Here is a 12,363-nt window from a genome sequence, read left to right on the forward strand (position 1 = left end):
CCTCCCTGATCAACGAAGATCACTGTTTCTCGGTAATATCTTTAGCGTTGTACTGGAAGTACCGCGTCAAAATATCCAGTTCGTTTTCGCTCATGCTGGTTCGCGCCCCCATCCCTTTGGCAATGGACGGCCAGGCATTGACGGTGTAATGGTCGGCGGCAATAGGCGCATGGCAACCAGCGCAATAGGTGTCGTCAAGTTTTTCAGCGTATTGCCATAGCGGTTTACGGTCCGCTAATACGGGATCGGTAAGCGTCCCCTGTAATGACGCCTGACGCCATTGATTACCGTATTCGTCAGCTTTCCATTCCCCGTTTATCGTTAGCGCCTTGATACCTTCTTCGCTTAGTGTGGCTAACGTCAGTCGTTGACCTGCCGCCAGGTAGAGCGTGTTTTCACTGCCCTGCATCTGATATCCCTGCAACAGGACGAGCGGCTGTTTGCCACTGGCATCAACAACCGTGAGATCGGTGCCAGGATTCACAGTAGCCAGTTCACCTATGCGGGAAGGTTTGAAAGGATAAATATGCGCGCCATTAGTCACTGATGTGGCGGCCTGACTTTCCAGTTCATGCTCCGCCTTGTCATCCATTTTTATTTCAGGCGGAAAATGGGCAATGCCTTTATGACAATCGATACAGGTTTCGCCGTCCTTTTGCGCTTTGTTATGCATTTTCTGCGCAGATTCACTTTGCGAGGCAATATCCATGGCATCAAAAGAATGGCAACTACGGCACGTTGCAGAGTCTGAGGCCTTTAATTCTTTCCACACTGTTTCGGCCATTTCCTGACGATGGGATTCGAACTTATCGTCGCTGTCTATTTTGCCGCTAACAAATTCATGATAAATATCTTTAGATGCTTTTAATTTAGCAAATAAATAATCCCTTCCTGACTTTGGAATATGGCAATCGGCACATTCAGCACGAATACCTTTTTGATTAGAAAAATGGACAGTCCCCTGATATTCCTCAAACGGTTTGCTCATTGAGTGGCAGGAAAGACAAAATGCCGTGTCCGACGTTTTGTGCAACGTTTTTTGCGCCAGCAATAACCCACCGCCACCCACCACTGCTGCCATGAGCAGAAAAAATAACCAAATGCGTTTTTTCCCTCGCATAGATTCCTCTAATTAAATTCCAGTACACCGAACTAGTTGTATAAATAAATACACAACGAATTAATAACTCACTAAATTCGGCACAACACTGCCTGAAATAATCGACAAAGAATATGATTTATTGCAATTTAACCATTAATTATTAAAGAAGAAAGCAGTCGTTATTTTTAATATATATTTGGTAGTTTTAATAATTTAAATTACATAGTTAATATGAATATATATAACATTTTTAGCAACATGAATTTGCGCGCTATTACACGATAGCTGTTCATTTTTTATACTGTTCAAGGATAAAAAAAGGCCCCTGTTGAATGGGCAGGGGCCTGGTACGAGCAAGCATCATATTGGGCGACATGATGCAACGGTAAAAATCATTTGGCCTGATGGCGCTCAATGATTCCTTTCATTTCAGCAACCGCCGTCCCGTCTACGACATAACGCGAATACTCGTCCGCGCGTGCATCTGATGACATGGACAATCCCTGATTACGATAACGCATCGGTGAGGCTTGCCACGCTCCTGCAGAGCTATGGACTTCCAGCACTCCGGCATCGAGGAAATGGTGCAGGTTTTCTGCACGGACTCCTGCTCCGGCCATGATGATTGGAGCATCACCATAGGCAATAAGTTCCATAATTTTTGATAAACCTTGCAATGCATCTGATTTTTGCCCCGATGTCAGCACCCTGGCAACGCCTAATTCAGCAAGGTTATTCAGTGTATTTAAAGGGTTAGCGCACATATCGAAGGCGCGATGAAAAGTGACTGCCAGCGGACCGGCAGCCGCCATTATTTTTTCCATTCGTGGCATATCGACATTACCGTCAACATCCAGAACGCCCGTCACCAGCCCAGGAAATCCTAATTCGCGTACTGTGCGGATATCTTCAAGAATGGCGGCAAACTCACCGTCGCTGTAGCAAAAATCGCCACCGCGTGGGCGGATGATCGGATGTACGGGGATCGTAACATGCTGGCGCACGGACTTAAGAACGCCCAGCGACGGCGTTAACCCCCCTTCTTTCGGTGCCGCACACAATTCTATTCTGTCGGCACCGTTTTGCTGCGCCGTCAGCGCGCACTCCATGCTGTAACAGCAAATTTCCAGTAATGCCATTTTTGCTCCTTAATCACGCCGACTGCTCACTGGCGACAATCTCTTCGATAGACCACGGATGAAACTTAATCGTCGTTTTGCCATCGGTGACCGCCAGCGTCGGATTTGGTAATCGCTCATGTTCACCTTTTGGCGAGCTGGTTTTAACCGAGATCCCCGGCTGGCGGAGTCCTTCATCAGAAAGCAACGCCAGCGCACGAGCATTCAACGTTTCTGGATCACCCGGCAGAACGATTTCAATATGTTCCCAACCTTCGTGCGGGTAACGTTTTTCCCCGGGCCACGGTAGCTCCACAATGGAAAACTGCCAGTGAGCAACCTGTACCGGTTCACGCAATTTAAACAGGCAAATCGGTCTGCCATTGATAATATTTTCTGACAGGAGTTCGCCGCACTGTTCAAACCCGCGACGCCAGCGTTCAGCCGTGGCGTTTTGATGGCAACGCAAAGAAATGTGATCGGCAGTCAGCGGGGTAATATCCAGCCCCAGGCGGTGTGAAAGTTGGTCTAATGCGTGGATAAATCGCGGTAAATCCGTTGCAATATCCTGCAACTCGTCGATAGATTGCCAGTTCGCCATAATCACTCTTCGTCTTTCAGTAAAAGCGTTAATTTACCCTGTTGCCCTGCGCCAACCAACCGCTGATTTCGCGCAGCTCCTGATGCAATAGTGAAAACGGCAATACGCCACGCGCACGTAGCTGACGAAAACAGCCATTTGCAGTATACTCCCGCCCTAATTTCTTTAACTGGTGCGGGCAATTTTTGCTCGCTTCATCAATGTAAGGTATTCCGGTGAATATTCAGGCTCTTCTCTCAGAAAAAGTCCGTCAGGCCATGATTGCGGCAGGCGCGCCTGCGGATTGCGAACCGCAGGTTCGTCAGTCAGCAAAAGTTCAGTTCGGCGACTATCAGGCTAACGGCATGATGGCAGTTGCTAAAAAACTGGGTATGGCACCGCGACAATTAGCAGAGCAGGTGCTGACTCATCTGGATCTTAACGGTATCGCCAACAAAGTTGAGATCGCCGGTCCTGGTTTTATCAACATTTTCCTTGATCCGGCATTCCTGGCTGAACATGTTCAGCAGGCGCTGGCATCCGAGCGTCTCGGTGTTGCTACGCCAGAAAAACAGACCATTGTGGTTGACTACTCCGCGCCAAACGTAGCGAAAGAGATGCACGTCGGTCATCTGCGTTCCACCATTATTGGTGACGCGGCAGTACGTACTCTGGAGTTCCTCGGTCACAAAGTGATTCGCGCTAACCACGTTGGCGACTGGGGCACTCAGTTCGGTATGCTGATTGCATGGCTGGAAAAGCAGCAGCAGGAAAACGCCGGTGAAATGGAACTGGCTGACCTTGAAGGTTTCTACCGCGATGCGAAAAAGCATTACGACGAAGATGAAGAGTTCGCCGAACGCGCACGTAACTACGTGGTAAAACTGCAAAGCGGTGACGAATATTTCCGCGAGATGTGGCGCAAGCTGGTCGACATCACCATGACGCAGAACCAGATCACCTACGATCGTCTGAACGTGACGCTGACCCGCGATGACGTGATGGGCGAAAGCCTTTATAACCCGATGCTGCCGGGTATCGTGGCAGATCTGAAAGCCAAAGGTCTGGCAGTAGAAAGTGAAGGCGCGACCGTCGTATTCCTTGATGAGTTCAAAAACAAGGAAGGCGAACCGATGGGCGTCATCATTCAGAAAAAAGATGGCGGCTATCTCTACACCACCACCGATATCGCCTGTGCGAAGTACCGTTACGAGACGCTACATGCCGATCGCGTGCTGTATTACATCGACTCCCGTCAGCATCAACACCTGATGCAGGCGTGGGCGATCGTCCGTAAAGCAGGCTACGTGCCGGAATCCGTACCGCTGGAACACCACATGTTTGGCATGATGCTGGGCAAAGACGGCAAACCGTTTAAAACCCGTGCGGGCGGTACGGTGAAACTGGCGGATCTGCTGGATGAAGCACTGGAACGTGCACGTCGTCTGGTGGCAGACAAGAACCCGGACATGCCAGCTGACGAGCTGGAAAAACTGGCTAACGCGGTTGGTATTGGTGCGGTGAAATACGCGGATCTCTCCAAAAACCGCACCACCGACTACATCTTCGACTGGGACAACATGCTGGCGTTTGAGGGTAATACCGCGCCGTACATGCAGTATGCCTACACCCGTGTATTGTCCGTGTTCCGTAAAGCGGAAATTAACGAAGAACAACTGGCTGCCGCTCCGGTGATCATTCGTGAAGATCGCGAAGCACAACTGGCTGCTCGCCTGCTGCAGTTTGAAGAAACCCTCACTGTGGTTGCTCGTGAAGGCACGCCGCATGTGATGTGTGCTTACCTGTACGATCTGGCCGGTCTGTTCTCTGGCTTCTACGAGCACTGCCCGATCCTCAGCGCAGAAAACGAAGAAGTGCGTAACAGCCGCCTGAAACTGGCACAACTGACGGCGAAGACGCTGAAGCTGGGTCTGGATACGCTGGGTATTGAGACAGTAGAGCGTATGTAATCCATTTTTCGTGAGAATGAAGCCTGATCAGGGTTACCCGATCAGGCTTTTTTATTGCCATCTAAATGTATTCTGAAAATGGACATACCATCGTTTTCTCACTGTTGGGTAAGAGGCCAGAAGCGTAATATCCAGCCCCAGGGAAACGGTAACGGTTGATTTTAAGGAATACCGCAGTGTTTAAATTTCTTGTATTAACATTAGGCATTATTTCTTGCCAGGCTTACGCAGAAGATACGGTTATAGTAAATGACCATGACATTTCAGCCATCAAAGATTGTTGGCAAAAAAACTCAGATGATGATACTGACATTAACGTGATCAAATCATGCCTGCGACAAGAATACAATCTCGTCGATGCGCAATTAAATAAAGCCTATGGTGAAGCTTATCGTTATATAGAACAGGTGCCACGCACAGGTGCAAAAAAACCTGATACCGAACAACTTAACTTGCTTAAAAAATCACAACGAGCCTGGCTGGACTTTAGGGACAAAGAATGTGAATTAATCCTTTCAAATGAGGACGTTCAGGATTTAAGTAACCCTTATTCTGAATCAGAATGGCTATCATGTATGATCATCCAGACCAATACGCGAACTCGCCAGTTGCAGCTATACCGTAACTCTGAAGATTTTTATCCAAGCCCTTTGACAAGAGGGTAATTCACATATTTTTGGCATGTTTTGTTGCAAGCTATTCCTGATAAATAATTGCAACAAAACATGGAGCCTTTTTCACTGAGTTATTAAACATGCTCGCGAGCGCGTATTTTTTATTTGTACTTCAGCGATAATTCACAATCACTTCATTACGTTGTACCTTCAGCGGCGGAATTAACCGCCCACCGCCAGGCACTTCCCAGATAAAGCGCAACGGTTCTGCTGCCGGTATGCCGGAAAAGGCCACAGTGTTCCCGCTCTGCCCGTCTAATTCGACACAACGAGATTGCGAGCACAAGCGAACCCGCAGCCCCGATGGTGTCGGGCCGATAAGCTGATAACGCCACGCCACCAGCGTCATCAATCCTGAAACAGGTTGTCGCGAAGAAAGAGGTGCTGACGACATCGACTCACCGCGATGATTTAGCGTAACGCCCACACTACTTGTCTGCCACATCCCCTCCCCGGCGGCTTGTACAACCAGCGGAAACAACAATATCGCCAGTAAGATCCTCATTACTTACCACCAATAGTCGCCGTCATCCGAATCTGCCGGTTATCAGAGAGTTCGAGATTCGACAGCACCACCAGTTGCGGCAGGCTACGGCGCAGAAAGCGAGACAATAGCGGGCGCAGCGCGTGGTTCACCAACAGTACTGGCGGCGCACCCAGCATCTCCTGACGGGATAATGCTTCCTGGGTTTGCGCCAGCAAACGATCCGCCAGCCCCGGTTCCAGTCCGCCACCGTCCTGCAACGCCTGTAACAGTAACCGCTCCAGTGGCGTATCCAGACCAATAACGTGAACTTCATCTTTACCGGGGAACCACTGCTGAGTAATTGCCCGCCCCAGCGCCACGCGGACGACGGCGGTTAATTCATGCGGATCGCTCTGGATGGGCGCGTGTTCCGCCAGCGTTTCGAGAATGGTGCGCATATCGCGGATCGGTACTTTTTCATCAAGCAGGTTTTGTAGCACTTTATGCAGCGTAGTGAGCGTGACAACGCCAGGAACCAGATCCTCCGTCAGTTTTGGCATCTCCTGCGCCACGCGATCCAGCAACTGCTGCGCCTCCTGGCGACCAAACAGTTCTGCGGCATGTTGACTAATGAGGTGGTTAAGATGCGTTGCCACCACTGTACTGGCTTCAACTACCGTATATCCCTGAATCTGCGCTTGTTCTTTAAGCGCACTTTCGATCCAGATAGCATTAAGACCAAATGCCGGATCGACAGTCACTTCACCGGGAAGCGTCCCGGCGGCTGTTCCTGGGTTAATGGCCAGCCAGCGCCCCGGATAAGCATCACCACTGCCAATCTCAACGCCTTTCATCAAGATACGATAGCGGGCAGGTTGTAGATCCATATTGTCGCGGATGTGCACCACTGGTGGCAGAAAGCCCATCTCCTGAGCAAATTTCTTGCGAATACTGCGAATACGACCAAGCAACTCGCCATCCTGCTGAAAATCGACCATCGGGATCAGCCGATAACCCACTTCCATTCCCAGAGAATCTTCCAGTTGCACATCGTTCCAGGTCGCTTCGACAACGGCATTATTTTCCGCCATCTTCACTGGTTTCGGTTCAGCAGGCGCGTTTTGTTCGCGTCCACGTATCCACCACGCCAGCCCCAGCAATCCCGCTGTGAACAGTAAAAATACCAGGTTTGGCATTCCTGGCACCAGACCAAGTAAACCCAACACAGCGGCACTTAACAGCATGACTCTGGGGTTACTGAAAAGCTGATTCACCATCTGCTCGCCAACATCCTGATCGGTGCTGACTCGCGTAACGATAACCCCCGCAGCGGTAGAAATAACCAGTGCTGGTATTTGCGCGACCAGGCCATCACCGATGGTCAACAGCGTATAACTTTCCGCTGCATGACCCATGCTCATGCCATGTTGCAACACACCAACCAGCAATCCGCCAACAACGTTAATGACCATGATGAGGATCCCGGCGATGGCGTCACCACGGACAAACTTACTCGCCCCGTCCATTGAGCCGTAAAAATCAGCTTCCTGGGTCACTTCTGAACGTCGCTTTTTTGCTTCATCTTCGCCAATCAGGCCAGCGTTGAGGTCGGCATCAATCGCCATCTGTTTACCCGGCATACCGTCGAGAACAAAGCGCGCGCCCACTTCCGCGATACGTCCGGCACCTTTGGTGATAACCATAAAGTTGATGATCACAAGAATGACGAACACCACAATGCCAATGGCAAAGTTACCGCCCACGAGAAAATGACCGAACGCTTCGACGACCTTCCCTGCCGCCGCCGCACCGGTATGGCCTTCCATCAAAATGATACGCGTGGAGGCCACATTAAGCGCCAGACGCAACAGCGTGGTAAACAACAGAATGGTCGGAAACGCGGCAAACTCAAGCGTGCGCTGGGTAAACATCGCCACCAGCAACACCATAATCGACAAGGCAATATTGAAGGTAAACAGCAGATCGAGAATGAATGCAGGCAATGGCAGCACCATCATCGACAAAATCAGCAAGATCAAAATAGGCCCGGCAAGGATCTGCCATTGTGTCGATTTCAGGTTTGCGGGCAGGCGCAGCATCGCGGCCAGATTACTCATGGGACGGTTTCTCGTTGATAAAATCCAGGGCTTCCGGCACCGGAAGATGAGTGGGTTGTACAGGGCGTTGTCCACCGGCCAGACGCCAGCGTTTCAGTTGCCAGACCCAGGCCAGCACTTCCGCCACGGCGGCATACAGTTGACCGGGAATTTGTTGGCCGATTTCTGCGTGTCGATACAGTGCGCGCGCCAGCGGCGGCGCTTCAAGAGTCGGGACGTTATTTTCAGCGGCAATTTCACGAATGCGTAACGCCACCAGCCCCGCGCCTTTAGCAACGACCTTCGGTGCACTCATTTTGTTTTCGTCATATTGCAATGCCACTGAGTAGTGAGTTGGGTTATTAACAATGACGTCCGCTTTCGGCACATCGGCCATCATCCGACGCCGCGCGGCAGCACGCTGCATCTGACGAATTCGCCCTTTGACATGCGGATCGCCTTCGCTTTGTTTGAACTCGTCACGAATATCCTGTCGTGACATACGCAGCTTTTTCAGATGGCTGAAAATTTGAAAAAAAACGTCAAATCCCACCATCGGAATGACACCTAGCACCACTAAAAGCGCGCATAACCCCACAACATCCATCGCGTTAGCCATTGCGGTAATGGGGGACTGCGCCATTAAGCGCATCATCTGCGGCCAGTGATGCCAGAGATAAAAGCCAGTAACACAGCCAACCAGTGTAGATTTCAGGATAGCTTTCAGCAGCTCCGCGCCAGTTTGCGCCGAGAACATACGTTTAATGCCCGGTAGCGGGTTGAGTTTAGAAAACTTCGGTTGCAATGATTTACCACTGAATACCAGCCCCCCCAGCATGACCGGCGAAATAAGCGCCACCAGCACCACCCCGCTAATCAGCGGCAACAGTGCCAGCATGGCTTCTCTGATCAGCAAAATAATCTGTCCGAGGATCAGGTTGGGATCATTAATGATGCTGTGATCAAAATGCAGCCCGGCGGAGAGCATCCCCGACAACCGCCGTGCCAGAGACGCGCCACCAAACCAGATAACACACACGCCAACCAGCAAAATCAGCAGTGAAGTCAGCTCACGGGAGCGTGGGATCTGCCCCTCTTCCCGCGCTTTTTCAAGTCGGTGAGGTGTGGGGGCTTCTGTTTTGTCGTCGCTCTCGTCAGACACGTCGCCAATCCTGGAAATGGTGATAAGCGTGAATAATGCCAGAGCGGAAAACGTTCAATGCCTGGAGTAAGGGGCAAAACAGGTGGGATTTGGGGCTTTTGCCGCAATACACCAGGCATGGTCCACGTTTGTCGGATGTGGTGTAAACGCCTTATCCGACCGCCTGATATGACGCGGTCACGTCCCATCAGGCAATACAAATCAAAACCCAAGACTATCCAATAAATCGTCAACCTGATCCTGACTGGCAACCACACCGGCTTTGCTGGTATCGACCTGTGGTCCGTTAAGCAAACTCTGGTTTTCACGTTTCGGGCGCGCATCCTGCTCCGGGATGTTTTCCAGCAGCACCATCAACAGCTGGCGTTCAATTTCCTGAATCACATCCATCATCCGTTTAATCACCTGCCCGGTGAGATCCTGAAAATCCTGCGCCATCATAATTTCCAGTAACTGCGCGTTAGTGAAGCTGGTATGAGCGGGCACATCCGCCAGAAATTGCCGCGTATCCGTCACCAGTTCCCGGGCATCGGCAAGGTCAATCGGATCGGCAAACCAGTCATCCCAACGTTGGGTTAATGCTTTTGCCGATTTCTCCATTTGATCTTGATGCGGTTGTGACGCCTCAACGCTGTTCAGCGCCCGCTCTGCGGCCTGCGCGGTCATCTGCACAACGTAGAACAGGCGATCGCGGGCATCAGGGATGGCTTCCGCTGCTTCGGCTATCGCCTGATCCAGCCCCAGCTCACGCAGGCTGTCACGCAGCATACGCGTCAGGCTACCGATGCGCGCTATGATATCGCCGGCTGCATGTTCATCAGCAGGTTTGATTGATGGTTGCATCATAGTCGCATCCTCACATGCCCAGTTTCTCAAAGATTTTGTTGAGTTTTTCCTCCAGCGTCGCGGCGGTAAATGGCTTAACCACATAGCCACTGGCCCCCGCTTGTGCTGCCGCGATAATGTTCTCTTTCTTCGCCTCTGCGGTCACCATCAGCACTGGCAGCGCCGACATCACCCCATCGGCACGAATGGTTTTCAGCAACTCCAGACCATCCATATTCGGCATATTCCAGTCGGAGATCACAAAACCATAACCACCCGCCTGTAACTTGTTGAGAGCATCAGCGCCATCTTCTGCTTCCTCAACATTGTTGAAACCCAACTCTTTCAGTAGGTTACGCACAATGCGTCGCATGGTGGAAAAGTCATCCACAACCAAAAATTTAAGTTCTTTATCCGCCATTTCACACTCCTGATTTAAATACGTATCGCCTGTCCGGCACTGATTTTCGCCAGCATTTGCTGGCTTACCTGGCTAAGATCGACCACTTCGCAGACGCCCCCCAGATTGATAGCCTCGCGCGGCATACCGAACACCACACAGCTTGCTTCGTTTTGCGCAAGGGTCCATGCCCCCGCCTGACGCATCGACAACATTCCCGCCGCACCGTCGTTGCCCATACCGGTGAGGATCACCCCAACCGCGTTGCGCCCCGCCTGTCTGGCGACAGAATGAAACAACACATCCACTGACGGTCGATGACGGTTAACCGCCGGGCCATCGTGAATTTTGATTTGATAGTTCGCGCCGCTGCGCGCCAGTTCCATATGTCGATCGCCTGGGGCGATATAGGCATGTCCCGGTAAGACGCGTTCACCGTCTTCCGCCTCTTTCACGCCGATTTGACACAGCTTATTCAGGCGGTCGGCAAAAGAACGGGTAAAGCCAGGCGGCATATGCTGGGTGATTAACAGTGCCGGGCTGGAAAGCGGCAGCGGCTGCAATACGTGCCGAATTGCCTCAGTTCCCCCCGTCGAAGCGCCAATCGCAATCAGTTTTTCAGAACTCAACAACGGCCCCGCCTTCAGTGTTGCCGGAGCCGATAATGGTTTATGCGCCGCGAGGCTCGCCCTTGACGCCGTACGCACCTTTTCAGCGATCATTTCGCTGTACGCCAGCATCCCTTCTCGAATACCCAGTTGCGGTTTAGTGACAAAATCTATCGCTCCCAACTCCAGCGCGCGCAGCGTCACTTCAGAACCTTTGCCGGTCAGAGAAGAAACCATCACAACGGGCATTGGACGCAAACGCATTAACTTTTCGAGGAAATCCAGTCCGTCCATCCGTGGCATTTCAACATCCAGCGTCAGCACATCGGGGTTGAATTTCTTAATCAAATCTCGTGCGACCAGCGGATCGGGCGCCGTTGCCACCATTTCCATATCGCTATGGCTGTTGATGATTTCCGTCATGATCTGGCGCATCAGTGCCGAATCATCGACAGACAACACCCTGATTTTGCTCATGGTTAATCCTTACTTAGCGCATACACCGTCTGCCCACGCAGCGTGAAGCTGCGCTCAAGGTGGCTGAAATTTTCAGAGTGCCCCGCAAACAGCAATCCGTCAGGTTTAAGTAGTGGTACGAAGCGGCGCAAAATCTCCTGTTGGGTCGTTTGATCAAAGTAGATCATGACGTTACGACAGAAGATCGCATCAAACGGCCCCGGTACGGTGTACTGTTTCGCCAACAAATTCAGCGGGGAAAAATCGACATAGCTCGCCAGTTCCTGGCGCACGCGCACCAGCCCTTCATGCGGCCCCGTGCCGCGCATGAAGTAACGCTGGAGTTGTTGTGGCGTCAGGTTTTTCAGTTCTTCATGGCGATAAATACCGCTTCTGGCTTTTTCCAGCACTTCGGTGTCGATATCACTGGCGAACACTTTCCAGCGTCCGGGCGCGGTGCCTAATGTGTCCGCCAGCGTCATGGCAATGCTGTACGGCTCTTCACCTGTCGACGCCGCCGCGCTCCATACACGATATTCTCCGGAACGACGGCGAGCGTGAGCCGCGATCAGTGGGAAATGATGCCCTTCACGAAAAAATGCCGTCAGGTTGGTGGTCAGCGAGTTAATAAATGCCTGCCACTCGCCGCTGAGCTGATTAGATTCCAGCATATTCAAATAATGACCAAAATCGGCCAGTCCCAGCGAACGCAAACGGCGTATCAACCGGTTGTAGACCATGTCACGCTTGTGATCGGCCAGAACGATCCCCGCCCGTTGATAGATCAATTGGCTTATCCGCCGAAAATGAACGTCGGAAAGCACCAGGCGCTCGGTCATCTGTAACAATAAAGACGTTTGCCCACAGGGCTGAGATGATGTCATAGCGCCTTCTCAATCACTTCAG

13 protein-coding genes are annotated in these 12,363 nt (G+C 51.4%); 2 read left to right on the top strand and 11 right to left on the bottom strand.

Translation table 11 applies throughout. From position 1 onward, the window contains the following. Positions 1-19: 19 nt before the first annotated feature. The 3 genes from WC5_RS03500 to WC5_RS03490 form a co-directional block, all read right to left on the bottom strand. Positions 20-1,120: a NapC/NirT family cytochrome c gene (locus tag WC5_RS03500; protein ID WP_001214349.1), complete on the bottom strand. Its 1,101-nt coding sequence runs from the start codon at positions 1,118-1,120 to the stop codon at positions 20-22. Positions 1,121-1,494: 374 nt separating this feature from the next. Continuing rightward, positions 1,495-2,241 (bottom strand): copper homeostasis protein CutC, encoded by a 747-nt coding sequence (cutC, locus tag WC5_RS03495; RefSeq protein ID WP_001185708.1) that lies wholly within the window; start codon positions 2,239-2,241, stop codon positions 1,495-1,497. A 13-nt stretch (positions 2,242-2,254) separates the two neighbouring features. Next, positions 2,255-2,821 (bottom strand): VOC family protein, encoded by a 567-nt coding sequence (locus tag WC5_RS03490; RefSeq protein ID WP_010350952.1) that lies wholly within the window; start codon positions 2,819-2,821, stop codon positions 2,255-2,257. 215 nt (positions 2,822-3,036) lie between these two features. On the opposite strand from WC5_RS03490, the gene argS reads away from it, so the two are divergent. Next, a complete protein-coding gene (gene argS / locus WC5_RS03485; protein ID WP_001025301.1) occupies positions 3,037-4,770 on the top strand; it encodes an arginine--tRNA ligase in 1,734 nt (577 codons plus the stop codon). A gap of 41 nt (positions 4,771-4,811) precedes the next feature. Here argS and yecV read toward each other — a convergent pair whose 3' ends face one another. After that, positions 4,812-4,856, bottom strand: coding sequence for a protein YecV (yecV, locus tag WC5_RS25700; protein ID WP_211180499.1), 45 nt, complete (start codon positions 4,854-4,856; stop codon positions 4,812-4,814). Between the two features lie 90 nt (positions 4,857-4,946). On the opposite strand from yecV, the gene WC5_RS03480 reads away from it, so the two are divergent. Next, positions 4,947-5,435, top strand: a complete 489-nt coding sequence (locus WC5_RS03480; RefSeq protein ID WP_016158432.1) for a lysozyme inhibitor LprI family protein — start codon at positions 4,947-4,949, stop codon at positions 5,433-5,435. Positions 5,436-5,556: 121 nt separating this feature from the next. Here WC5_RS03480 and flhE read toward each other — a convergent pair whose 3' ends face one another. The 7 genes from flhE to cheR all read right to left on the bottom strand — a co-directional run bounded on the left by flhE (position 5,557) and on the right by cheR (position 12,341). Next, positions 5,557-5,949, bottom strand: coding sequence for a flagellar protein FlhE (flhE, locus tag WC5_RS03475; protein ID WP_001221460.1), 393 nt, complete (start codon positions 5,947-5,949; stop codon positions 5,557-5,559). Further along, entirely contained in the window at positions 5,949-8,027 is a 2,079-nt protein-coding gene (gene flhA, locus WC5_RS03470; RefSeq protein ID WP_016231782.1) for a flagellar biosynthesis protein FlhA, read from the bottom strand. The genes flhE and flhA overlap by 1 nt, the downstream gene beginning before the upstream one ends. Further along, positions 8,020-9,168, bottom strand: a complete 1,149-nt coding sequence (gene flhB / locus WC5_RS03465) for a flagellar biosynthesis protein FlhB (protein WP_001278914.1) — start codon at positions 9,166-9,168, stop codon at positions 8,020-8,022. The genes flhA and flhB overlap by 8 nt, the downstream gene beginning before the upstream one ends. Positions 9,169-9,369: 201 nt before the next feature. Beyond that, positions 9,370-10,014 (bottom strand): protein phosphatase CheZ, encoded by a 645-nt coding sequence (gene cheZ, locus WC5_RS03460; RefSeq protein WP_000983594.1) that lies wholly within the window; start codon positions 10,012-10,014, stop codon positions 9,370-9,372. A 10-nt stretch (positions 10,015-10,024) separates the two neighbouring features. Next, positions 10,025-10,414, bottom strand: a complete 390-nt coding sequence (cheY, locus tag WC5_RS03455; RefSeq protein WP_000763857.1) for a chemotaxis response regulator CheY — start codon at positions 10,412-10,414, stop codon at positions 10,025-10,027. Positions 10,415-10,428: 14 nt separating this feature from the next. Next, positions 10,429-11,478 (bottom strand): protein-glutamate methylesterase/protein glutamine deamidase, encoded by a 1,050-nt coding sequence (cheB, locus tag WC5_RS03450; protein WP_000036400.1) that lies wholly within the window; start codon positions 11,476-11,478, stop codon positions 10,429-10,431. Positions 11,479-11,480: 2 nt separating this feature from the next. Then, positions 11,481-12,341 (bottom strand): protein-glutamate O-methyltransferase CheR, encoded by an 861-nt coding sequence (cheR, locus tag WC5_RS03445; RefSeq protein WP_000204526.1) that lies wholly within the window; start codon positions 12,339-12,341, stop codon positions 11,481-11,483. Between the last annotated feature and the right edge of the window lie 22 nt (positions 12,342-12,363).

The sequence above is a fragment of the Escherichia sp. KTE114 genome, assembly GCF_000407765.1.
In the GTDB taxonomy this organism is placed as follows: domain Bacteria; phylum Pseudomonadota; class Gammaproteobacteria; order Enterobacterales; family Enterobacteriaceae; genus Escherichia; species Escherichia ruysiae.